This window comes from Bowmanella sp. JS7-9, from assembly GCF_004329715.1.
In the GTDB taxonomy this organism is placed as follows: Bacteria; Pseudomonadota; Gammaproteobacteria; order Enterobacterales; family Alteromonadaceae; genus Pseudobowmanella; species Pseudobowmanella zhangzhouensis.
Window position 1 is genome coordinate 111,460 of sequence record NZ_JXSY01000013.1, and the last position, 24,384, is coordinate 135,843.

The following is a 24,384-nucleotide window of genomic DNA, read 5'->3' on the forward strand; positions in this document are numbered from 1 at the left end:
TGACACCCTGCTAACGGTTTCAAACGGGGTAACTCAGCGCCTGATAAAAGCGTAAGGTTAATGCTTGTTGCTGCGGGTTTATCGCGAGCCGCCCTGCCATCTCCCTTAATACATCCATATGTTTTTGCAGTCTGGCGGCATAGGCGCTGTTGCCCTGCACCGCCGACTCGGTAAACAAAAAATAGATCCTCGATGGGCGATGATGTTCCGACCAGTAACACTGGACTTTTTGCCGGGAATCGCGGGCAAGCGATAAGCGTATGGTGTCGCCCTGCTCGCTAATATCTGCATTATCCGCCTGCTGCACCACAATTTCCTGATTGGCCGCAATCAGATACGCAGAGTCCACGCCATGCTGTTGGCAACTGAATGCAAACTGCTGAAACAAGGCTTCAAACGCGGTTTTCCCTTGGTGGCTGCGCAACAGTTGATCATCATCCGGCAACTGATTCATGCAGCAATGGGCAACGCTGTATACCAGTGACCCGGCAACTGGCGGCAATGAAAAGCCGCGCTGCTGATATCGCGCCGGCAGCGCCCGCAAGTAATGCCCGGTTACCGACTTATGCCCTTTTTGCGCGGCCAGCACGTCAAACGTCAAATGTTGTCGGTCACTGAGCTGCCCCGCGGTGGGCATCATCACCCTTTGTTTCAGCTCGCTTATGACCAGCAACACCCGCTGATGAAAATCACAGGCACCTTCACGGAGACTGCCGCCCTGGGCTAAAAACAGGATCTGTGCATGTTGGCTGTTTTGCCCCGAGCCCAACACCTGTAAGCCAATCCGGTGCAAAGGTGAGTAAAACACTCTTATTTGCGCCGGCGTCTCAAATAAATGAAATTCGTCGGCAAAACGTACCTTTACTGCCTTGTCGGAAAACACCACGCACGCGTTATCTATGCCATGGGTTTGGCAACTACGTGCCAGATAGGTCAGCCAATCGCCCTGATAGTCATTGGCAAACTGATACAGCAGGTAATGGTTTTCCCGCACACTGGTGGGTAAATACACTTTTTGAGATTGGTAACGTCCGGCAAAGTAAATTGGGCGGGAACGAGCTAGCATAAGGCCTCCGTCTGGGTTTAGTCGGCGCTACGCTATGCCTGATGAATGAATATTCGGTGACAGATTCACGAAGGTTTAGTGAATTTCAGGCACAAAAAAAGCCTCTTGAGAGGCTCTTTTGCTAACAATTCGTTAAATCCGTTGGCGGAGCGGACGGGACTCGAACCCGCGACCCCCGGCGTGACAGGCCGGTATTCTAACCAACTGAACTACCGCTCCAGCAGGATTTTTGGATTGAGTGGCGGAGCGGACGGGACTCGAACCCGCGACCCCCGGCGTGACAGGCCGGTATTCTAACCAACTGAACTACCGCTCCATCTCAATCTGGGTGTGTTGTAAAGGTGGCGGAGCGGACGGGACTCGAACCCGCGACCCCCGGCGTGACAGGCCGGTATTCTAACCAACTGAACTACCGCTCCACCCTTTACATCACTGCAGTTTAACAGGGCTCCCTGCTCAACCGCGGCGCAGATAATACGGTTTCACCTATAGTGAGTCAACCGATTTTTCCGGCAGATTTCACATTTGTGAATCGTTCGCTGAATTATTCACCAAAGCGTGCAAAATCCCAGCAAATCAGCGCTTAATCGGCAGGAAGTTTCAGTTCTTTTAGCTCTTCCTCGCCATCCGGATTGCCCGCTGACGTGCCTTCCTGCGCCGCCAATCGCTCTTTTTTCCGTTTTCGCCAGATCAAAAAGCCCAACACACCAATCACGAGTAAAATCACCAGATTTACTGCCCCGATGATAATGACCGTCAGTGTATTGTCCGGTTCTTCCGGTGGTGGTGGCGGTGGCGTATCCATCACATCCGTCTGGCCCGGTGGTACCACAACTGGTTCTGGCACGGCCAATTGCGGAGATTCCACCAGGAACGAATACTCAGGCACATCCAGAATAAAGTTGCGTCCGTCCGGCGTATTACCGAACGCGGTTAACTTGATACGGAATACCCCATAATCGAAGGCCGGAATCGCATATTGGCGGGCATCGTCACTGGTTTTGGTAATTGAGAAGTTCTGCGACTCACCATTGGGGTACTTAATTTTACCGTCCACCAGTAAACTACTGATATCAATCAGGTTACGTACCGCATCTATGGTTAATTGGTGATATTTTTCGTCTTTTTCGGTATCCGCCAGTTTCACGTCTAGCTTGATGGGATTAGGGTATAGACGTACCTTCGGCCCCTGCTGCTCGCGCGCATACAAGGGGGTCACCACTTTATACACGGGCACCCACTCACCCGGCTTAATACTCAGATTGTACTGCCCGGTAAACACACCATCATTGGGGTATTCATCCATGCCCCGGCCGTTATCGGTAAAGCGTGCCACCAGTTCATTATCCACCCCAAAGTTATCAAAGTTAGGGTTGTTGGCACTGGCAAACTCCACGCTTAAATCCACCACTTCGCGAAATTCACGCATCTCGATGGGTTTGCCTGCGTTAGTGAGGTAACCGGTTTGCTTGAGAATTTCGCCGGCAAAAAGCACGGTTGGCAGAGGCGCGACATTCAGCGCGACCTCAGACAGGATCATGATGCGGCTGCCTGGCAAAATTTGCCCCATCGCCTGCCACGGGCCTGGTACAGGTTTGCGGATTTTAATCACGTCCCAGGTGGAGGAGTAGGTCCACTGCACCACCTCGGGATTTTTACGTGACTGGAATAGTTTTGACCCATCGGGTTTTACCAGCACCACCGGCGCACTGCCGAATTCACGGAAAAACACCATGGTGACCTCTTCGACTTTAAAGTCGATACGGAAGCGGTTTTGCAGGATAGGGATGGAATTTTGGTAATCATCACCTAATTCAGTAATGACTTTACGCCGATCATCCGCGGAAATGTTCGCATCCTGCCCGTGCACCAGCATAGGAATACACAGCAGGAGCATAGACAAGATGGCTTTCATGGCACTCCGTTTATTGTCGCCACAGGCTCGGAACTTTTTTCTCGATCCGATCCAGATACTTTTCATGCTCAGTCAGTTCATCGGCGCTGGCCTGAATAATCTTTAATGCTTTTCGATCAGCCGGTAAGCGACGGATGCCTTCCTGCCCTGCATGCTGACCCTCCGCGTTTTTACCACCCAGATTTAAGTCCGTCTGGCCACCTGTCATTAACAGGTAGACGTCGGCCAGAATCTCCGCATCGAGTAATGCGCCGTGCAAGGTACGGTGCGAGTTATCAATATGGTAGCGGCGGCACAAGGCATCTAGGTTATTCTTTTGCCCCGGGAACAATTCACGGGCCATGGCCAGGGTATCGCGCACCGCACAGATATCACGGGTAATCACAGGCTGACCGGGTTGCCAAAGCGCAAACTCATGATCCATAAAGCCCACGTCAAACGCCGCATTATGAATGACCAACTCAGCACCACGGATATATTCGACAAAATCTGCGGCCACATCACGAAACTTAGGCTTATCGGCCAAAAACTCATTGGTGATACCGTGTACTTCAATCGCTTCCTGCTCAACGATCCGCTCCGGATTGATATACACATGGAAGTTATTGCCGGTGTATCGGCGGTTGATTAACTCAACACATCCAATTTCGATTACCCGGTGACCTTGCTTTGGATCGATACCGGTGGTTTCGGTATCCAGAACGATTTGACGCATGAATTTACTGCAAACTGTGGCGAATTTCTTGTTACCATACTTTATCGAAATTCCAGCAATAACAACAGCATCTATGAAGCAAGTGAGTATTTTCACCGACGGCTCCTGCCTCGGTAACCCGGGCCCGGGCGGCTATGGCGCCGTTTTACAATTTGGCCGTCATCGTAAAGAGTTGTCACAGGGCTATAAACTCACCACCAACAACCGCATGGAAATGCTGGCGGCGATTAAAGCGCTGCAAACCCTGACCGAGCCCTGCCTGGTCGACCTGACCACCGATAGTCAGTATGTGCGTCAGGGCATTACGCAGTGGGTGAATAACTGGCGTAAAAATGGTTGGCGCACCGCCGACAAAAAGCCGGTAAAAAATCAGGACTTATGGCAACAACTGGATGAACAGTGCCAGCGCCATCAGGTCAAATGGCATTGGGTGAAAGGCCACTCTGGTCACCCGGAAAACGAGCGCTGTGATGAACTGGCCCGCGATGCCGCCAGCGGCAGCGACTTACCCGAAGACTCCGGCTTTATGCCAGTGTAGACGCCGTTTGTGTTACCAGCGCACCACCAATTTGCCAACGGTTTGATTAGTTTGCAGTAAAGCATGGGCATCATTCACTGCCGAAATGTCCATGACCCGCATAATGTTTGGGTTTAATCCCCCATTACTGAGCGCCGTGCCGAACCGGGCAACAAAGCCGCTCACCAGTGCCGCTTTATAATCGTCGCTGCGATTGCGAAGCGTCGAGCCTTGCAGCTTGGCGCGTTTCATCAACATCAGCCCCATATCCAGTTGTGTCACATAGCGACCGCCGAGCATAGCCAGCTGAATTATGTGCCCGTCCAGCGCCAGCACCTGCAAATTACGTGGCGTATAGTCGCCGCCTACCACATCAATAATAATATTCGGGAAAAACTGCTGCTGTTTGAGTACCTCGACAAAATCCTGTTGCCGGTAATTGATCAGAATATCTGCGCCATTTTCGCCACAGGCGGCCAGCTTGTCGGCGCTACTGGCCGTGACCGCGACTGTTGCACCGCTGAGTTTCGCCAGCTGAATCGCCGCAAGGCCGACACCACTGGCACCGGCGTGGATTAACACGCGCTGTCCGGCCTGCAATGCGCTGAGATCAAACAGGCATTGATAGCTGGTTAAAAATACCTCTGCCAGCCCAGCTGCTGCATCCAGTTGTGCCTCTTCAGGCAAAAAAATCAGATGCCGCGCATCGACACTCACATACTCGGCATAGCCACCACCTGAGACAATGCAGCACACCCGTTTGCCAATTAACCCCTTATCGACATCCTCAGCGCATGTCACTACACAGCCCGCCACTTCCAATCCCGGAATGGTACTGTGACCAGGCGGCGCCGGATATTTACCCTGTCCCTGCAACACATCGGCACGATTGAGCCCAAATGCCTCCACCTGAACTAACACTTGGCCGGCTGCGACGTTAGGCAGCGCGCCGTTCTGCTCGTGAAGGCAATAGTGTTCGCCGACATTCTGATAGTCAAAATAGCGCATGGTATTCATAGATAACATCCTGATTTATTGAGTCTTTGTGCCCGGTTTAGAAGTGCTAGAGTATATTGTTGCCCTGCTCCGGATCCCTTGCCTGCGCCGCCTGCTGACGAATTTCATCGGTTTCGGTGTCCAGATCCTGCGCAGGCTGGTCGTCCGGATCGACCCGTTCAGCGCGCGGCGGTTTAGTTTGCGCTATAGGCGTTTCACTTTTCTCATTGTGACTGAGATTAACATCAATTCCCTGCGGGAAGATCAGTTCTCGGGCATCATCCGGCATAGAAATGTTTTGCTGCAAATAGGCTTTAACCACCAGATGCATCAATGCCGATTTCACTTTCGGCACACTAAAGCGGGTCGCATCCACCCAAAAATAGATGCGTAAATTGATGGTTGATGAGCCAAGCGTTTCAATCAACACGCTGGGCTCTGGATCATCCAGCACCGCCTGATGATTACGCATAATTGCCAGCGCACTGTCCTGAGCCAGTTTAAGGTTGGCATCGTAACCTATGCCTACATCAAAAAATCCGCGCATGTTGGCATTGGCGGTAAAATTACGAATGATGTTCTTGTAGATGGTCGCATTGGGGATCTGAATATGATTCCCGTCATAGTCGACAATGGTGGTGGCCCTTGAGGTGACCTGTTTAATCACCCCGGTCTGCCCTTCTACTTCTATTACATCTCCCAGACGAAACGGACGCTGCACGCTGAGAAGAATACTGGCGATAAAATTCTCGGCGATGTCTTTAAACGCAAAGCCCAGAATTAATCCAACCATGCCGGTACCGCTGATCACCGCCACAGCAAACTCGGTAAGCCCGGCCAAACGCAGAAATATATACACCCCAAGCAGTATCAGCAGTAAACGCAGGGCGCGTCGGCCAACCACCGCAATCAGCTGACTATGGGCGAAAAATTTCAGCGGCCGGATTAACCAGCGGGAAAGTGGCGCAGACAAATAATAGCTGCCAATCATCACTAATAATCCCAGTCCAAGCAGGGGTAAATATTGCTGAACCTGTTGTGCCAACGCGGTAAAGTTTTCCACTTGCATATGAGTAACGCCCGTTTTTAATAATTCCTCTCTATGAATTGCAATTTACCCGCCAACACAGTGGTAATGCTTGCTTTCGTCTCGGCAAAGTTTGCCGTAACCCGTCCAGATAAACGGTTTATTTGCGCCCCTGAAGACCCTATCACACTGATTTTTATAACGAATTTATTAAGGAACAGACCCTGCATTAACCTGCTTGATTTGCTTAGCACAAGCGTTAACCAAGAGGATTACCACATGGACTTACTCAGAATATTGTTTGCGATTTTATTGCCACCGCTTGGCGTATTTTTACAGGTCGGTATTGGCGGCGCGTTTTGGCTGAATATCTTACTAACCCTGCTGGGCTATATTCCGGGGATCGTGCACGCGGTCTGGATCATCGCCAAACGTTAATCGCTCGCGGCTGCCCCGCAAGCGTTGGCAGGCGAATAGCTATAGAGCAATTGGCGGGCTTAAGGTAGACTGCGCGCCCGCTTTAGAGATTGGAGCCAGCTATGTCTGCCAGCGTCATTTTACATCCCGGCCGCGATAAGTCCCTGCGCCGTAAACACCCATGGATTTTCAGCAAAGCCATTAAAGAGACCCAGGGGAAATTGCGTCTCGGTGATACCGTTGATGTATTGAGCGCAGAAGGTGAATGGCTGGCAAAAGGCGCGTGGTCGCCACAATCGCAGATTCAGGTGCGGGTGTGGAGCTTTGATAAGCAGGAAGTGATCGACAATGGCTTCTTCCTGCGCCGTTTAGAACGCGCCAAAGCCGGACGTGAAGGGTTAATTGCCGAACATGGCCTGAGCGGTTACCGCCTCGCCGCCGCCGAGTCAGATGGCTTACCGGGTATTACCATTGACGTGTATGAACAGGTTATCGTTTGCCAGTTATTGTCTGCTGGTGCGGAGAAACACCGCAGCAAAATCGTCTGGGCGCTAACCAAGCTTTACCCGGATTACGCCATTTTAGAGCGCTCCGATGTCGCCGTGCGCGAGAAAGAGGGGCTGGCTCAGCAAGTACAGGTCCTGCATGGCGAGGTGCCGGATGAGGTCATCATTAGTGAAAACGGCCATCAGCTGATTGTCGATTTAAAACACGGCCATAAAACCGGCTTCTATCTGGATCAACGGGATAACCGTGCCATGGCGGGTCGCTATGCTAAAGATGCTGATGTACTGAACTGCTTCAGTTATACCGGCACCTTTGGGGTGTACTGTATGCAAGGTGGCGCGAAGCAAATTACCCATCTGGATGTGTCAGACAATGCGCTGGCCACCGCCAAACGCAATGCCGAGCTGAATCATCTCGACCTCAGCCGTTGTCATTTCGAGAAACAAGACGTGTTTGAAGCCTTGCGCCAGTACCGTAACGATGGGCGCACCTTCGACATGATTATTCTCGATCCACCTAAATTCGTTGACAGCAAAGCCAGCCTGAACCGCGCCTGCCGCGGCTACAAAGATATCAATATGCTGGCCATGCAAATCCTCAAGCCAGATGGCATCTTGCTGACATTCAGCTGTTCAGGATTAATGGAAACGGATTTATTTCATAAGGTCGTCGCCGATGCGGCATTAGATGCCGGGCGAGAGATACAGTATCTGCACCGCCTGAGCCAGGCCGCCGATCACCCGGTACTGGCCAGCTATCCGGAAGGATACTACCTCAAAGGGATTGTTTGCCGGGTACTATAACCCGGCAATGCAGGAAGTGCGTTAGCGCATTTCCTGAATTTCTACCCCAACTATGTAGGCACCATCGGCATTTTGGTGACAACGCACCACTTTACTGACTGCCTGCAACGAAGGGATTTGACTGCTGTTAGACTCGATAGCCACTTTTAGCCGGGTGCCAGCTTCAATCGACTCCCCCACTTCAAATGCCATACCGACTGCGCTGATATCACGACAAATTGCCGCTATGCTTCGGGTCGATTCTTCATCTTCAATGGTTAAATCGCAATTGGCATTGACCAGCATACGCAGGAAATTCCGTTTGTCGTCGTAACCCATCATGTTACTTCTCTCCCACCGGTTAAAAATCATTCACCGCCTCTGATTGTCCGTTATATTGACGTTAATCGCCAATGTCAACGGCGACCTTTTCTAGCTGTGTAAATAATTCAATATGCGCTTTTCACTGACCGCATGGGCGGTACCGAGATTTTGCGCAAACAGACTGACCCGCAGCTCTTCCAGCATCCAGCGGGCATCATGAATTCTGGCCGGTATCGCCAGCCCCACCGGCACCTGTTTTCGCGCAGCTTCAATGGCGTCATGCACTTTTTGTACACTCAGCTGCGCCATACGATCGCGGTTTGGATCCAGCGGCAATTTTTCTAAGCGCCGCTCAATAGCTTTCAGATAGCGGAACCAGTCAGACACCCGACCTGCGCCCATATCACTGACAAATCCCGGATAAACCAACTTATCCAATTGTTGTTGAATATCCCCGTGGGCGTTGATCATATTAAGTGGCACATTGCCCTTCATTTTCTTCTTAATCTGATGTGCCAGGGTCAAACCAGGCTCAATCTGTGCGGCCAGTTTGAGCACCGCATCATTGATTTCACCACGCACCTTATCCAGCGCCAGATTAAACGCCGCTTTATCCCGAATCTGCTCAAGCTGCTCGCCGAGCAAGGCAACAATCGCGGCATCGATACAATCATCTACCAGCGCAGCCACCTGACCAAACGGATTAAAATACAAGCCTAACTTGGCTTTATTCGGCAGTTTTTCCTGCAGATATTTCAATGGTGAGGGCATTTGCAAACGCAGCAGCCGCAATAACCCGCGTTTGTGCGCATCACTGGCCAATTGTGGCTGATCGAATAACTTAATCGCTACACTGTCGCCTTCGTCCACCAATGCGGGGAACGCTTTAACTTCATATCCGGGCTTTTGCTCGGTAAAGGCTTGCGGTAACTGATCGAAACTCCAGCTTTGCAGGCCCTGTTGTTCAATACTGCGTTTGGCCACTTTGCGCAGGGTTTGTTGTACCCGCCCGGACAGTTGATGCTGCAGCGCCAACAAGTCACGGCCCTGTGCGATAACTTTGCCCTGCTCATCCAGCACTTTGAAGTTCATTTGCAAATGCAGCGGTGGCGCGCTCCATTCAGCCGGGTCAATTTTTACTCCGGACATTTTCGCCAGCTTGGCCGCCAGCGCGTCGATAAATGGCAACTCTGACGGCGTCAGATCCTGCATACAGGCCCGCGCATAGTCCGGTGCCGGTACAAAGTTACGGCGTAAGCGTTTGGGCAACTGTTTAATCAGACTGACGATCAGTTCTTCACGCATGCCCGGTACTAACCAGTCAAACCCGGCCGGCGTCAGCTGATTGAGCAGTGCCACCGGTACCCGCATCGACACCCCGTCGTCTTCACTCCCTGGGTCAAAGCGGTACTCTAGCGGCAAATGCACATTACCCTGCTGCCAACTATCCGGATAACTGTATCGGTTAATCTGATCGGTATCGCGCTGAAGCAATAACTCGCGCTCAAAGTACACCCGGGTATCACTTTGCTTGGCGGCCTTTTGCCACCATTTGCGCAGGCTCGCTTCACTTGCAATGTGTTCTGGCAGGTTTTGCAGATAGAAGTCCATCAGCACCTGCTCATCCACCAGCAAATCACGGCGGCGGGTTTTCTCTTCCAGCTCCTCAACCTGCAACACAAGTTCGCGGTTGTGTTGTAAAAATTCCAAATCCAGCTTGGTCTGGCCGTTGATCAGGGCTTCGCGAATGAATATTTCCCGCGCCAAAATGGCATCGACCCGCTCAAAATTGATCTGACGGCGGGTCACAATCGGCAAGCCATACAGGGTCACGGTCTCATAGCCCATGACCGCCCCCTGCTTTTTCGACCAGAAAGGTTCGGCGTAATTGCGCTTGATTAAATGCCCGGCCAACGGCTCCAACCACTCGGGTTGGATTTTCGCCGCCATGCGCGCAAACAATCGCGAGGTTTCCACCAGTTCGGCCGCCATCACCCACTTGGCCTGGCCTTTGGATAATGCCGAGCCCGGGAACACCAAAAACTTACTGCCGCGCGCGCCCAGATAATGTCGGTCGTTATCTTTACAGCCAATATGCGATAACAGGCCAGACAAAATCGCCTGATGAATGCGGGTAAAGTCGGCTTCTTCACGATTGATTCCAAAGCCCAATTCGGCAATGGATTTTTTCAACTGACTAACAATGTCCTGCCATTCACGCATACGCAGATAATTGAGCATGTGTTCCTGACACCACTTTTTAAGCTGGTTGTTAGTCAGTGCCTGTTGCTGCTCACGAAATGCGCGCCAGATTTTCAATAACCCGACAAAATCCGAATCGCGATCTTCAAATTGTTTATGAATTTCGTCAGCTTTTTGCTGTTTATCCTGAGGGCGTTCACGCGGATCCTGAATACTCAAACCCGCCACAATCACGATCACCTCAGCCAACGCGTCGGTTTTAGCGGCCTGCACCACCATTCGTGCATAACGCGGGTCAACCGGTAAACGGGCAATCTGCCGGCCAATATCGGTTAACTTGCCACTGCCGTCATTGGCAATCGCCTGAACTTCCTCCAGCAAACGCATGGCATCGGTGATTTGGCGGTTATCTGGCGGTTGAATAAACGGGAAATCGCTGATGTTGCCGAATTTCAGCGCCAACATCTGCAACACTACCGAGGCCAGATTGGTACGCAGAATTTCCGGATCGGTAAATTCCGGCCGCGATAAAAAATCCTGTTCAGAATACAGACGAATACACACCCCGGCACTGACACGTCCACAGCGACCAGCACGCTGATTGGCCGATGCCTGAGAGATTGCCTCGATAGGCAAACGCTGTACTTTAGAGCGGGTACTGTAGCGGGAGATACGCGCCGTACCCGGGTCAATCACATATTTAATCCCTGGCACCGTTAGCGAGGTTTCCGCTACGTTGGTGGCCAGCACAATGCGCCGGCCCGTATGACCACTAAAGATTTTTTGTTGTTCGGCCGCCGACAGGCGCGCATACAAGGGCACAATTTCCGTATTACGCAATTTTTCCCGCGCCAGTGCGTCAGCAGTATCACGAATTTCCCGCTCACCACTTAAGAAGACCAGAATATCGCCATGCCCCAAACGGCTCAGTTCATTGACCGCACGGATAATGCCCTGAGTTTGATCCAGCGGCTGATTATCCTCATCCAGCGAGTCCTCCAGAGGGCGATAACGGATATCGACCGGATACGTACGCCCACTGACGCTAATCATTGGCGCGTCATTGAAATGCCGCGAGAAGCGTTCCGGATCGATGGTAGCCGAGGTAATGATCAGCTTTAAATCGGGACGTTTGGGTAATAGCTGTTTGAGGTAGCCAAGGATAAAGTCGATGTTCAGGCTGCGTTCGTGGGCTTCGTCGATAATCAGCGTATCGTACTGATTTAAAAAGCGATCCTGTTGAATCTCTGTCAACAGGATACCGTCAGTCATCAGTTTAATATAACTGCTGTCGCTGACCTGATCAGAAAAACGCACCTTAAAACCGACCTTGTCACCCAGCTTGGTGCCCAACTCATCGGCAATACGGTTGGCGACCGAACGCGCCGCCAGTCGCCGTGGCTGGGTATGACCAATTAAGCCTTTGACGCCGCGCCCCAGTTCGAGACAAATTTTTGGTAATTGGGTGGTTTTTCCCGAGCCGGTTTCGCCGGCGATAATAACTACCTGATGCTTTTCGATGGCCTGTTTGATTGCGTCGCGCTGCAGCGACACCGGCAGATCCGGATAGTCAATCTGCGGTAACTGGCTTCGGCGTTGCTCGACCTGCAAAGCAGACATGGCCATTTCATCAGCCAGCTGCTGGGCGTGCTCTGCATCAAATTTGCGGCTTAGCGCATTGATTTTACGGCGAAAGTGCTGACGCTGGCTGCCTAATACCAGGTCTAGCTGGGAGAAAAGCGATTGAATACTCGGCAAGGGAAACGGCTCCTGTTTATCAGGCGCCGATCCTAGTGAATGCGTCGCGAGATTTCCAGCGTTTCACACTGCCTGTTTGTAACCGTCACGCAAATGCAAATCGATGGCACGCAATACATCGGCGCGGGAAATACAGCCGACCAGACGCCCCTCATCATCCACCACAGGGTACACTTTGGGCTTGGGTAACAGCATTTGTTCGGCCACATCCAGCACGGAACTGTAGGGTTTTACCGACAACACATCCGTGCGCATCACATCTTTGGCGCGGGCTGCCTGCTCGCGGTAATAACCGGACTCCAGCATCTGCTTCAGACAATCCTGTTCTGAGATAAAGCCCACCAGGCAATGGTGTTCATCTACCACTGGGGCACCAGGATTTCGTTGTGTGATGAGTCGTTCGACAACTTCCGCTACCGTCATATTGTGTGTCAGTACTACCGGATGGCAATTCATAAAATCGGCCACTTTAAGAGACTGCATGTCGTTTCCCCTGTTTTTCGTGATTATCGACCTAAAGATAGTCGCAAAACGTCAACGGGACGACCTGCAATAAAAAACAGCGTGAAATACTTCCATAAAAACGAACGATTAAAGATAAATTTTATATTTTCAATATATTGCGTTCTCGCCCATACTCGCGCGCTGTTTTAAATTGCCTGACCACTTATGCCTTTGAGTTATACGACCCGCACACTGACATTACCCGATGACCTGTCTGACGTAGTCGACTTATTACAACAAGGTGAGTGTGTCGCGTTGCCCACAGAAACTGTGTTCGGGCTGGCTGCCGATGCCAGTAACCCGGATGCGGTGGCAAAAATATTCAGTGCCAAACAACGGCCAACCAATCATCCGTTGATCGTGCATATCAGCGATATTCATCAGGCAGAACGCTGGGTTACACAGGTGCCAGATGTTGCTTACCAACTGGCTGACGCCTTCTGGCCAGGGCCACTGTCGTTACTGATGCATAAACATCCGCACATCAACGCCAGCGTAACCGGTGGGTTAGATGGCATCGTACTGCGCGCCCCCAACCACCCGGACTTTCAGGCAATATTGCAAGCGAGCAAACTGGGACTGGCCGCCCCGTCGGCCAATTTGTACAAATCTATCAGCCCCACCAGCGCCAACCATGTATTAAAAACCCTCGGCGGTCGAATCGCGGCGGTAGTAGAGACAAATACCCCACCGGTATGCGGTATTGAATCGACCATTTTAGATATACGCTGTTTCCCGCCAAAGTTACTGCGCCCGGGCCCCATTAGTGCTGCGCAAATCAGCGCGTTACTTGGCGTGGATGTGGAAGTACCGCTTGCGCATCAGCAGGTGGTGCCAGGCAATGTGACTAAACATTATCAACCACAAACACCGGCTCACCTGTGTGATGAGCAGGTAATCCATGCCAGAGTCACCAATCAGGTTACTGACCGCATTGCCTGGCTGGTGTATTCCAGTGAGGCGCAGACCCTGCTGGGTGATTACCCGGATGTGCGTGTCTTAAGTTCTGAGCCTGCAGACTACGCCAGAGATTTATATCATGCATTACATGAGTTGGATGGATTAGGCTGCGCACAAATCATGATTGAAACGCCACCACAAGATAGCGCCTGGTTGGCAGTTAATGACAGATTACGCCGGGCGTGCGCCTGATATCGGTCTTTTAAGAGCGGGCCGCGTCAATCAAGCGACGAATATGCTTAGGCAGCGCCTTACGCGCCAGCGTCACCGCATAAAAATGTTCAAATGCGCCGGGAATGCTCTGCAACACCTTGAGCTTACCCTGCGCGATTTCATCCCGTACTACCACTGCCGGTAACACCGAATAGGCGCCACTGTCGCGTGCCAACAGTCGTAACATCGCCATATCATCGGTTTGCGCCTTAATAACCGGTTCATACTGGTGTCTGGCGCAAAGCACGTTAAATGCGCTGCGGATCTCGCTGCCTTTTGCCGGTAGTACCCATGGCACATCTCCAAATCCATGCGGGAACGCGCCGCCACTGGTTGCAGTCGCAGGTGCGACTATTTCAATTGGCTGGCGGGATAACAATTCGCTACGCCACAAGGGTTCTTGCTGGCCGACTTCGACATTGTGATTGGTCAGGATCAGATCAAAATGATGCTGATTCAGGCCTTCCAATAAGCCCTGCATATCGCGGCTTTGCAGGCTGAAGGTCACTTTATCCTGCTGCATCAATGGCAAAATAAAACTCTCGATAAAGTTTCGCGACAGATTTGTCAGCACACCAATCGACACATGTTGCTGTGCCTGTGCAAAGCCACTTTTTACCGCCTGTTCCAGTTGTGCCCCACGGGAAAAAATATCTTCCGCGTATTCCAGTACCTTGCGCCCCTCGGCGGTCAGCACCAATTTGCGCCCTTCCCGCTCAAACAGCTCCATATCGAGATTATGCTGAAACTGTTTAAGTTGTGCAGACAGCGCGGACTGAGATAAGTGGATTTCTTTTGCGACCTGCGTCAGGTTGCCGGCAGACGCCACACGCCAGAAGTAATAGAGGTGATGGTAATTCATCCGCGGCATAACACATCCATAAAACAGAACGTTTAATCAATAAATATATATTATTTTAATATTTTATTTTGCTCAATAATTAACTGGTCAACCACAATAACAGGACAAGATATGAGTTGGTTCGGTCTGTTTCCCTTAAGTTTATTAGTCTGCGGGCTAGTGCTGCGCGCCCCGGCCAGTCATTCCCGCCACGCGAACCTGCTGCAAACCCTACTAGGTGCATTAGCATTGGCCGCACTGGTTCTGGCGGGTGCCCGACTATCAGCTTCCATTGAATTGGCCGCAAGCCCGCTGCAACACACACTGCTGATACTGGTGCTGACTCTGGGTTTTATCCTGGCGCGCTTTTCACGTAATTATTTACAAGGCGAGACCAACGCCCCTCAATTCTCCCAGTGGTTTGCGTTGACCCTTGCGGCCGTAACCACCGTCATTCTGAGTGATAATATTTTTGTTTTGTGGATTGGCTGGGTCGCAATTAGCCTGAGTTTCCATCAATTACTGTTGTTTTACCCGAATCGTCCCAGAGCGCAACTAGCCGCGCATAAGAAGTTTTTGTTCGCCAGACTGTCTGAGGTACTGCTGCTGGCTGCCTTGCTGATGCTGTGGTCGCAGCACGATGCCACCTCTATTCGCCAGATCATGGCGCACTACACGCAACTACCTGCCGATCAGGCACTGACACTCAGCGAACACCTGATTGCGCTACTACTGGTACTCACTGCCCTAATCAAATGCGCGCAAATGCCATTGCATGGTTGGCTAATCCAGGTCGTCGAAGCGCCGACTCCGGTATCCGCACTATTGCATGCCGGGATCGTCAATTTGGGTGGTTTTCTGGTAATGACCTTCGGTAGCTTAATTCTAGCCAGTTATCCCGCCAGATGGTTGTTGTTGCTGGTTGCGGGCATAACCTTGATGTTAGCCAGCCTCGTTATGCTGACCCGGGTATCAATCAAAGTAAAACTGGCGTGGTCAACGGCAGCACAGATGGGGCTTATGCTGGTTGAGTGTGCATTGGGATTGTTCCAATTAGCCCTGCTACACCTGATATTGCACTCTCTGTATAAAGCCTACGCCTTTTTAAACTCGGGTAATCAGGTACAAGGTGCTTACCTCAAAGCCTTGTTACCCGCAGCGATACTGCCGACTCAGCGAATTTTCACCTTGTGTATGGCGCTCGTGCTGGTGTTGTTTTTCTTAAGTGGCTGGTTACATAGCCAGTCTGCGCAGGCGCCCCTGATGCTGATTGCGCTTGGCTTAATTGGGCTGCCGTTGGGCAGTGCGGCCAACCCTGCGCACGTTGTGTGGATCCGCCAATTGTCGGTAGTGATTATTGCCTGGGCCGCGTATCTGGGATTTAGCAAACTGTTTGCGCAACTGATTGCGATGCCGCCGTATTTGGTTGCCAACGCATTCGGCGCGATGGATAGCGTGTTTTTCGTGCTCTTGATTGCTACCTACACCTTGCAGAGTTACCTGCATCGGGTGCGCTACAGCGCCAACGCTCGCTCATTGCACCAACTGTTATTCGCCGGTCTGTATCTGGATGAGTGGTCAACCCGCCTGACACTCAAGCTATGGCCCATTCGGTTGGCCAACAACAGCCGGGCAAACAAATCATCGACAGCATATAACTGGGAGAAACAATTATGACCCTACTTAGTCCCGGTCAACGCATCGCGGTAAAACAAGCCTGCGACAGTATTGCTCCCTGCTGGCCATTAGACCGATCCATTGCTGTCAGCCCGTATTGGAAAATGCGCCACCTGCCAGCCAAAGAGACGATGACACGTTTACAGGTTTTGGCTGGCATTCAGCAACTGTCCTCGCCTGCAGATTATCAACAAGCTATAAAACAGGGACAGATCACGGATACCGCCCTGGCTCAGGCCTGTGACGAAAGTGGCTTACCTGTCAGCCCGGAATCGGTGTTGCGCGTCATAACTGATGAACAAGCCCCTCGCATCCTCAGCCTGGCCAGTGTTTTCGACCAGGTTACCGATGTGCATAAGATGGCTTGGCATGATGAGATCGTTTATCAAATCAGTCAGTGCTGCGCCGATTTTGTCCAGACCGCACAAGACACAGATCAACCCGAAGCATTTTATCGCTACTGGCGCGAGCAAATCCTGCATGACCGCGGTATCGACATCATTATGGATGAACCCTCGCTTCGTCGGGTATTTGCCGAATTACCCGAGTGTCCGGAGGCGCTCATGGTTGCAGCCTTAAACCAACTGGGTGTACCTGACCAGCACCTGGAGGATTACGCGCTCAGCAGCTTGTTAGATATAAATGGCTGGGCCAGTTACTTCAGCTACCTTAACTGGCAATCAGAATTAGACGCGGCGCCGCGCAATCAACTCTTTTCGTTGCTGGCGGTGCGCATCGCCTGGGATTGGATCCTGAAGACACATTACCGTCAAACCAATCCGGCAATGATGAAAACCGTACTGCAGCGTTGGCAACAGCAATGGCAGCAATTGGACGCCTCGCTGTTGAATGCGCAATCCACCAGACAATCACGTTGGATATTGCAACGTGCGGCGGAGCTAACCTATCAACAAACATTACAGCAGAAACTGCTGGGCGCTAACGCCCCAAGCACATCTGATATCGCAGACGTTGTGGCGGTGTTTTGTATCGATGTACGCTCAGAACTCATGCGCCGCCACTTTGAAGCGCAAAGCGACAGCATTAAAACACAGGGGTTCGCCGGATTTTTTGGCCTGCCGTTGGCCTACCAACCTGCTGGCATGACCCTGAAACGCCCCCATTTACCCGGACTGCTGGCTCCCATTGCCAAGGTCAGCGAAGCATGCCCGGCGAACACTGCCGCACAGCGAATAAGCCCGTTATATGCCAAGGCAAGATTCCGCCAGTGGGGCCAAACCGGTGCCAATAGCTTTGGCATGGTCGAGTCCATGGGATGGCTATATGGGTTACGACTGCTGGTGAAGAGTTTTATGCAACCTCGCGCCCAGCGGCTGGAAAGCCAACTTCAGGCATCACAATGGTCGTTATCCAATGACGCAGGACAACTCAGTAGCGAGCAGCGTACAGATCTGGCATTTGCGATGCTAAACGGCATGCAATTGACCACACTGCCACGGGTTCTGCTGCTGGTTGGCCACGCCAGCGAAACGATGAATAACCCCCATGCAGCATCACTGGATTGCGGTGCCTGCGGTGGACAAAGTGGCGAACTTAGTGCCCGGGTCGCCAGCTATTTACTCAATGATAGCGACGTACAAGCCGCACTGCGACAACGAGGAATTGCTATCCCTGCCAATTTTGAAGCGCTACCGGCACTGCATAATACCACCACGCAACAACTGACGGTGCTGGCGGAGGATGTTGAGCCTGCATTACTGGTAGCGGCTGAACAAGCCAGTCTGGCTGCAGCAGCGGAAACCACCGGACAACCCGCTGACTCAACCGCGATAGAAGACGATGCCGCGAGCAAGTTGCTTATTCAGCGCGCCCGCGACTGGAGCCAGGTTCGTCCCGAATGGGGGCTGGCCAATAACGCCGCTTTTATCGTGGCGCCACGACAGTTAACCCGTCACCTGCAACTGGATGGACGTGCGTTTTTACATGATTACCAGCATCAACAGGATAATGACTACGCACTGCTCACCCAAATACTCAGTGCCCCGATGTTGGTAACCCACTGGATCAATATGCAATACAACGCATCAGTGTGGGATAACCACAAACTTGGCGCAGGAAACAAAGTGCTGCATAACGTGGTGGCAGATAATGTTGGCGTGTTTGAAGGCAATGGCGGCGATTTGCGCATTGGCCTGTCAAAACAATCCCTGCACGATGGCCAGAAGTGGATGCACCAACCGTTACGGCTGAGTGTTTACGTATGCTGTCCTGCTGAGGTGTTATTGACGCTGGTCGAACAGATCCCTGACGTACGCCAACTGGTCGATAACGAGTGGCTATATTTGTTTGCCTGGGACGGTAAAGCAGACTTTCAGCGGATATTGCATGGCCGCTGTCATGACTTGCCGGCACAAAGCCTCTGTGCATGAGTCACTACAAGCCTGTGGCCCTGTGCACCCTGCATCATAAGGGGCCGCTCATTGCGCCGGCGCTGGCTGGTTTAGGCTACGAAGTCGTCGAATTTAACGGCTTTGATACTGATACCCTGGGTACATTCAGTGGCGAGGTTCCGCGTCTGCGTTCACAGCAGGATTGCGCGTTGCAAAAGGCCCATATCGCAAGCCAGGCTACCGGTTATCGGTTCGGACTTGGCAGTGAGGGCAGTCATCATCTGGACGACAGCGGGCTTTTTATACTGCACAGCGAAATCCTGTGCTGGTATGACAACGAAACTCAGCAGAAGATTTTTGCCTTTGCGCAAACCCCTTCTCCACTGGCCAGATTTTGCACCGGCTCGGCAATCCCACTGGCAGAAATCTGCGAATTTGACCCTGCACAAAAATGGCTGTTACCTGACTTGCAGCCGATTAAAAAAGGGGTAAGCGCAGCAGAGATTATGGCGTATGCCAGAAGTCATCAATTGACTGACATACGAGTGATGCCGGATTTAAGGGCCATGCATTGCCCATCACGCCAGCAGGCGATTAAAAAGTGCGCGGAGGATCTGGTTACCCGGCTTAGCCAGCCATGTCCGCAGTGTCAGTTGCCTGACTTTGTGACAAAGGAATACCTCAGTGGCCTGCCATGTATGCAATGCACGGTACCAACGTCACGCATACGTGCGAAGCTAAAACGTTGTGACATGTGTCACCATGAACAAGAACAGTCGGTTGACGCTGCCCATGCCGACCCATTTTACTGCAGTTGGTGCAACCCGTAGCCGCTAGAGTTCAGCCGTCTCCATGATATAGCGATCTTTGCCCTGACGTTTCGCGCGATACATTAGTCGGTCGGCCACACGGTAAATTTTACGCTCGGTGATTTGACCTAATTGGCTGACCACGCAGACACCAATACTCACCGTGACCCGTAAATTTCCATCGGCGGTTTGAATATCAATCCCGTGAATGTTACTCAACAATCGTTCACAACAGGTGGAAATGTCTTCCAATTCCTTGGCAGCGAACGCAAAAGCAAACTCTTCTCCGCCGTAGCGGCATAAAATGCCATCGGCACGAAACGACTGACGAAGCGCCTGTGCGATATGTTTCAGGGTAATATCCCCCACGTCATGACCAAAACGATCATTCAGCGCCTTAAAATCATCTGCATCGATAATGCCAAACGCCAATAATTCATTGCGCCGCTCTGCCGCATGTAAAAGTTTGTCCAGTTGCAACGAGAACAGGCGGCGATTAGGCAGAGCCGTCAGTGGATCTGTGTAGGCCATCTTCTCCAGCGCGGCGTTGGCGTCTTTTAATGCCCGGGTTTTCTCCTCAATGATTTCGGCCAATGTAGTGTTTTGGTCGCTGACATTTTTAAACTCTTGTTCAAGGCTGGCTTTTTCCTGCTTGGCCAGTGAAATATCGCGTTCGATGCAGGCAAAATGCGTCACTTTGCCGCCTTTACCGGTCAGCGGAAATATACTGACTTCGACCCAAAAAGCGTGTTCTCCTAATTGATATTCGAGGGTTTCTTCGGTCAGCGCGATGTTTTGCTGCAGTGCGCTGCGGATGCGTTGCCATAAGTCATCGTTATCACGCAGAAACCCCGGTACTTTACCTAATGCGTCCTGCCGGTTGTAATTAAGACACATTTCATAGGCCTGATTTACATAGACAAGACGCGGCAGTTTGTTGGGGTTTTTATCATTAAATTCACACACGCTGATAATATCGGTGGCATTCTCAATGATCTCTTCCATGGAAAAGGGTTTAAATTTGTAGGACGTCTCATAAAACGTCACCACGATAAAGCGCTGACTGTCATCCCCCTCCCCTTCGATATGGGCATTCACCACCAGCCAGGTTATGTGATTGACGGAGCCATCCACCACGCCCAGCACAAAATCTTCCAACCGTTGTCCGGATTGAATGACTTGCATTACAGGATATTTTTCCAGCGGCAGTGGCTTATTATGTTCATCGACGAAGTGCCATTGGGGGTCCATCGCATCTTTGCCGATTATCTGTTGATGGGAGAGCCTGAGTAGGGAAAGCGCGGCAGAATTGGCGTAGACGATAGCGCTGTCAAATTTATGCACTACCATGCCAATATTCGCGCTTCCCATCATCTTGCCGATGTGCTTTTCTGGCTCAGATCCCATTGAAATTCAAACAGAATACGAATTGATGTAATTAAGGTAGCACGCGCAGCAAAAAAATCCTTGTGACTCATCTGTACAAAGTTTGCGCTAAATCAGCCAACCTGTGGAAATATGGCCTGCCTTTACCCTGTGGAAACAGTAGTTTAGTATGCGCTACAGAAATTTTGCTGGTTTCCAGCCCATAGGTAATAACGGCAATCGTTAAATTACGCAGTAACCGACAAGGTCTAATCACCTGATGAATACCACCAATCAACCCACCCTGTTGTTCCATGATTATGAGACCTGGGGGGTCAGTCCGCAGAAAGATCATCCATCACAGTTTGCGGCCATTCGCACGGACCTGGACCTGAATGAAATCGGCAGTCCGGAAAACTTTTACTGCCAGGTAGCCAATGATTATTTACCCCACCCGGTGGCCAGTTTGCTAACCGGCATCAGTCCGTTGCAAGCCAATCGGGATGGGTATTGCGAAGCGGAATTTGCCGGTAAAATTCAACGCATTATGAGCGAACCACAAACCTGCGTGGTGGGATACAACAGTATTCGTTTCGATGACGAAGTCACCCGTTATACCTTTTATCGTAACTTTATCGATCCCTATGCCAGAGAGTGGCAAAAAGGTAACAGTCGCTGGGACATTATCGATTTGGTGCGGACCTGCTATGCGTTACGACCAGACGGCATAACTTGGCCAGAAAAAGACGACGGTTCACCGAGTTTCAAACTGGAACAACTCACTGCGGCCAATGGCATCAGTCACGCCGATGCCCACGATGCGTTGTCCGACGTCAGAGCCACCATTGCACTGGCGCGCCTGGTCAAACAGGCACAACCCAAACTTTATGAGTACCTGTTTTCATTGCGTGATAAACGTAAAGTGCTCAACCAGCTGGATTTGATAAACCATACCCCGCTGGTGCATATCTCATCAAAATTACCGGCGAGACAAGGTTGCTGCACCCTAATCATGCCGTTGTGCATGCATCCAACTAATAAAAACGCGATTATTGTCTTGAATCTGCAACTGGATCCTACGCCATTATTTGAATTGGATGCGCCCGCACTATTGGAAAAGCTGTATACCGCCAGCGAGAATCTTGCCCCTGGAGAGGACCGTTTACCGATTAAATTAATCCACATCAATAAATGTCCTGCTATCGCACCACTGGCAACGTTAAGTGATGAACGTGCGGCACAATTGGGGATTGATAAACAACGTTGTCTGGCCCACTGGCAGAGCCTGAAGCAGAACCTGCATATCATGCAAAAATTGCAGGACATGTATGAAATTAGCCGCGATGACGCCCCTCTGGATCCTGATTACGCGCTGTATACGGGTGGCTTCTTCAGTGACTCAGATCGCTACAAAATGGAGCAAATACGCCAACTTCCTCCTGCCCAATTGGCAGGTAAAGACTGGCAGTTTGATGATCCGCGTCTGCCCGTTATGCTGTTTCGTTACCGGGCAAGAAATTATCCGGAGTCTCTTAGCTATGATGAATTACAACGCTGGCAACAACATCGGCAGTTAAGACTGGTGGACAGCCAGGGCCAATACGGATTAAATTTAACCAACTATATGAATGAGTTAGCCTTACTTGCCGAGCAATATCAGCATGATGCCGGCAAAATGCGCTTACTCAGAGATTTGCAATCATACGGTGCCAATTTGTAGATAAACCCACAGGGATTTTGGCCGATAAAGCGTTAACAACGTCAAACAGGTAAAGCAGATGCGCGGTGTATACCTCAATTACGATAGCTCAGCTAACCAGCTTAAGCTGGTGATCAGGCCACAAGAAGTCGACGTCAAAGAATTGAATGAAGCGGCTTTAGTCAGCCATGTGCGCAAAACTTACGGCCAGCTATACCTGTTTGAAGACCAGATTAAAGCCGCGTGCAAAGCGGCCATCAACGCACAAAAACTGCAACAATATAACCCCATCGAAGAAGTCGCCGGTGAACCTCGCGACTCCAGTGTACGTTTCAGTGTGGCCAGCGATAAGCTTTCCGCCACTCTGGAATATCAGGTTGGTTTTGGCGGCAAATCTTATGAGTTAAGCGACTTAATGGATTTGGCTACCCAGGCTGGGATTAAACGTGGTCTGAGCCGCAAACGTCTCGAAGATGTGTTGCAACGGGTGAAAACCTCAAAAGCTGGGACCGAAATCAAAGACGTAGTGGCGAAAGGCTTACCAGCCAAAAATGGTCGCTCATCAAAATTGATTCCACTGGTACCAAATGCACTGGATCGCATACTCCGCCCACAAAGCATTAGCCTGAGTCGTGTAGATATGCGCGACCTGGGCGAAATCGTCTGTGTTAAACCCGGCACTGAACTGGTCGAACGCCGCCCGCCGGGCAAGGGCCGACCTGGCTATACAGTCACCGGCGAAGTACTGGAGCCACGCGAAGGCGAATGGTTGCCACTCAAGCCCGGTGATGGCACTTATGTCTGTCCCCATAATGAAAACCTGTTACGCGCCGAAATTGCCGGTATGCCTAAGTTTCAGGACGAAAAGATGTGGGTCGACGATGTCTTTATGAGCCGTGGGGTAAACGTCGGCAGCGGCAACATCAATTACGATGGCGCCGTGGTGGTAAATGGTGACGTGTCTGAGAAAATGCGCATTATTGCCACCGGCGATATCACGATCAACGGCTTTGTCGAGTCCGCCCACTTAGAGTCAGGTGGTGACATCATCATTACCCAGGGCGCAATGGGTAAACATGACGAAGACAGCGACACCGAATATTCCGGTAAACTCATCGCGCAGGGTAATGTGCATATTCAGCACGGACAGGGTCTCGACATTCAATGCAATGGCAATGTCACCGTGGGTAAACAACTGGCCTATAGCCGCATTCGCTGTGGGGGTGATGTCATTGTTGGCCCATTGGAAAATCCCAACGGCAATTTATTCGCCTGTGAGATCCAATGTGAAGGTATTGTCCATTCTGGCTCGCTCGGTGCTGTGTCAGGCAGTCATTTATTTGTGGATTTCAGTGCCGGCCTGAATGCCATTCTCGAGCGAATAGACTCAGTGGATGAACTGAAAAAATTACTGCGAGACCACATACAGCGTCACAGCAAAAAAATGGAACAATTCAGAGACCGACAAATCCCGGCCGATTTGCAGCATCGGATGACGGAATTAGTAGGCAGATACCGGGATGAGCGGACTATGTTCCAGCAAGTGTTGGTCACGCTGGAACACTTGAACAAATCCAAAACCCGCTACCTGAATGACATTGGCTTAAAAGCCATGAAGCAACTTTACCCGGGAGTCGTTGTTAAATTAAATAACCGTACCTGGAAGGCTGATCGGGAATACTCAACGGGTCATGTGCACTATGTGGGCCATCAATGGCAGTACGATCCTATTCTCTGAT

19 protein-coding genes and 3 tRNA genes are annotated in these 24,384 nt (G+C 51.2%); 9 read left to right on the top strand and 13 right to left on the bottom strand.

The window, feature by feature from the left end; translation table 11 throughout:
* Window positions 1–19 precede the first annotated feature (19 nt).
* From TK45_RS07805 to dnaQ, 6 genes are all read right to left on the bottom strand, one after another.
* The gene (locus TK45_RS07805) at window positions 20–1,066 is read right to left on the bottom strand and encodes a DUF3083 family protein (RefSeq protein ID WP_131258088.1); all 1,047 of its coding nucleotides are present in this window, start codon (window positions 1,064–1,066) and stop codon (window positions 20–22) included.
* A gap of 142 nt (window positions 1,067–1,208) precedes the next feature.
* A tRNA-Asp gene (locus TK45_RS07810) sits at window positions 1,209–1,285 on the bottom strand.
* A gap of 20 nt (window positions 1,286–1,305) precedes the next feature.
* Window positions 1,306–1,382 (bottom strand) — tRNA-Asp (locus TK45_RS07815).
* Window positions 1,383–1,408: 26 nt separating this feature from the next.
* Window positions 1,409–1,485: transfer RNA gene (locus TK45_RS07820), tRNA-Asp, on the bottom strand.
* Between the two features lie 164 nt (window positions 1,486–1,649).
* A complete protein-coding gene (locus TK45_RS07825) occupies window positions 1,650–2,981 on the bottom strand; it encodes a TIGR03503 family protein (protein WP_165490739.1) in 1,332 nt (443 codons plus the stop codon).
* A gap of 10 nt (window positions 2,982–2,991) precedes the next feature.
* The gene (gene dnaQ, locus TK45_RS07830; protein WP_131258090.1) at window positions 2,992–3,696 is read right to left on the bottom strand and encodes a DNA polymerase III subunit epsilon; all 705 of its coding nucleotides are present in this window, start codon (window positions 3,694–3,696) and stop codon (window positions 2,992–2,994) included.
* Between the two features lie 73 nt (window positions 3,697–3,769).
* On the opposite strand from dnaQ, the gene rnhA reads away from it, so the two are divergent.
* Entirely contained in the window at window positions 3,770–4,234 is a 465-nt protein-coding gene (rnhA, locus tag TK45_RS07835) for a ribonuclease HI (protein WP_131258091.1), read from the top strand.
* Between the two features lie 12 nt (window positions 4,235–4,246).
* On the opposite strand, the gene TK45_RS07840 is transcribed toward rnhA, so the two are convergent.
* Window positions 4,247–5,230 carry an NAD(P)H-quinone oxidoreductase gene (locus tag TK45_RS07840; protein WP_165490740.1) on the bottom strand — a complete coding sequence of 328 codons (984 nt, stop codon included), beginning with the start codon at window positions 5,228–5,230 and terminating at the stop codon, window positions 4,247–4,249.
* A 46-nt stretch (window positions 5,231–5,276) separates the two neighbouring features.
* Window positions 5,277–6,278, bottom strand: coding sequence for a mechanosensitive ion channel family protein (locus TK45_RS07845; protein ID WP_131258093.1), 1,002 nt, complete (start codon window positions 6,276–6,278; stop codon window positions 5,277–5,279).
* A gap of 237 nt (window positions 6,279–6,515) precedes the next feature.
* On the opposite strand from TK45_RS07845, the gene TK45_RS07850 reads away from it, so the two are divergent.
* A complete protein-coding gene (locus TK45_RS07850; protein WP_131258094.1) occupies window positions 6,516–6,674 on the top strand; it encodes a YqaE/Pmp3 family membrane protein in 159 nt (52 codons plus the stop codon).
* A 101-nt stretch (window positions 6,675–6,775) separates the two neighbouring features.
* Window positions 6,776–7,963 carry a class I SAM-dependent rRNA methyltransferase gene (locus TK45_RS07855; RefSeq protein ID WP_131258095.1) on the top strand — a complete coding sequence of 396 codons (1,188 nt, stop codon included), beginning with the start codon at window positions 6,776–6,778 and terminating at the stop codon, window positions 7,961–7,963.
* Between the two features lie 21 nt (window positions 7,964–7,984).
* Here TK45_RS07855 and TK45_RS07860 read toward each other — a convergent pair whose 3' ends face one another.
* From TK45_RS07860 to TK45_RS07870, 3 genes are all read right to left on the bottom strand, one after another.
* A complete protein-coding gene (locus TK45_RS07860; protein WP_131258096.1) occupies window positions 7,985–8,284 on the bottom strand; it encodes a PilZ domain-containing protein in 300 nt (99 codons plus the stop codon).
* Between the two features lie 90 nt (window positions 8,285–8,374).
* Complete coding sequence (hrpA, locus tag TK45_RS07865; RefSeq protein ID WP_131258097.1) at window positions 8,375–12,226, bottom strand: ATP-dependent RNA helicase HrpA; 3,852 nt, start codon at window positions 12,224–12,226, stop codon at window positions 8,375–8,377.
* A gap of 63 nt (window positions 12,227–12,289) precedes the next feature.
* Window positions 12,290–12,709 carry a CBS domain-containing protein gene (locus TK45_RS07870; RefSeq protein ID WP_131258098.1) on the bottom strand — a complete coding sequence of 140 codons (420 nt, stop codon included), beginning with the start codon at window positions 12,707–12,709 and terminating at the stop codon, window positions 12,290–12,292.
* 186 nt (window positions 12,710–12,895) lie between these two features.
* Here TK45_RS07870 and TK45_RS07875 point away from each other — a divergent pair, with 186 nt between their 5' ends.
* Entirely contained in the window at window positions 12,896–13,882 is a 987-nt protein-coding gene (locus TK45_RS07875; RefSeq protein ID WP_131258099.1) for an L-threonylcarbamoyladenylate synthase, read from the top strand.
* A gap of 10 nt (window positions 13,883–13,892) precedes the next feature.
* On the opposite strand, the gene TK45_RS07880 is transcribed toward TK45_RS07875, so the two are convergent.
* Window positions 13,893–14,774, bottom strand: coding sequence for a LysR family transcriptional regulator (locus tag TK45_RS07880; protein WP_131258100.1), 882 nt, complete (start codon window positions 14,772–14,774; stop codon window positions 13,893–13,895).
* 102 nt (window positions 14,775–14,876) lie between these two features.
* Here TK45_RS07880 and TK45_RS07885 point away from each other — a divergent pair, with 102 nt between their 5' ends.
* Genes TK45_RS07885 through TK45_RS07895 form a run of 3 tightly spaced genes read left to right on the top strand, consistent with a single transcriptional unit; the run spans window position 14,877 to window position 19,602 of the window.
* Window positions 14,877–16,421: an NADH-quinone oxidoreductase subunit L gene (locus tag TK45_RS07885; protein WP_131258101.1), complete on the top strand. Its 1,545-nt coding sequence runs from the start codon at window positions 14,877–14,879 to the stop codon at window positions 16,419–16,421.
* Complete coding sequence (locus tag TK45_RS07890) at window positions 16,418–18,811, top strand: DUF2309 domain-containing protein (RefSeq protein WP_131258102.1); 2,394 nt, start codon at window positions 16,418–16,420, stop codon at window positions 18,809–18,811. Before TK45_RS07885 ends, TK45_RS07890 begins: the two co-directional genes overlap by 4 nt.
* Window positions 18,808–19,602, top strand: coding sequence for a DUF6671 family protein (locus tag TK45_RS07895; RefSeq protein ID WP_131258103.1), 795 nt, complete (start codon window positions 18,808–18,810; stop codon window positions 19,600–19,602). The genes TK45_RS07890 and TK45_RS07895 overlap by 4 nt, the downstream gene beginning before the upstream one ends.
* 3 nt (window positions 19,603–19,605) lie before the next feature.
* On the opposite strand, the gene TK45_RS07900 is transcribed toward TK45_RS07895, so the two are convergent.
* A complete protein-coding gene (locus TK45_RS07900) occupies window positions 19,606–20,988 on the bottom strand; it encodes a diguanylate cyclase (RefSeq protein WP_131258104.1) in 1,383 nt (460 codons plus the stop codon).
* Window positions 20,989–21,226: 238 nt separating this feature from the next.
* On the opposite strand from TK45_RS07900, the gene sbcB reads away from it, so the two are divergent.
* Window positions 21,227–22,666, top strand: a complete 1,440-nt coding sequence (gene sbcB, locus TK45_RS07905) for an exodeoxyribonuclease I (protein WP_131258105.1) — start codon at window positions 21,227–21,229, stop codon at window positions 22,664–22,666.
* Window positions 22,667–22,724: 58 nt separating this feature from the next.
* Window positions 22,725–24,383 (top strand): DUF342 domain-containing protein, encoded by a 1,659-nt coding sequence (locus TK45_RS07910; RefSeq protein WP_131258106.1) that lies wholly within the window; start codon window positions 22,725–22,727, stop codon window positions 24,381–24,383.
* Window position 24,384: the final 1 nt, after the last annotated feature.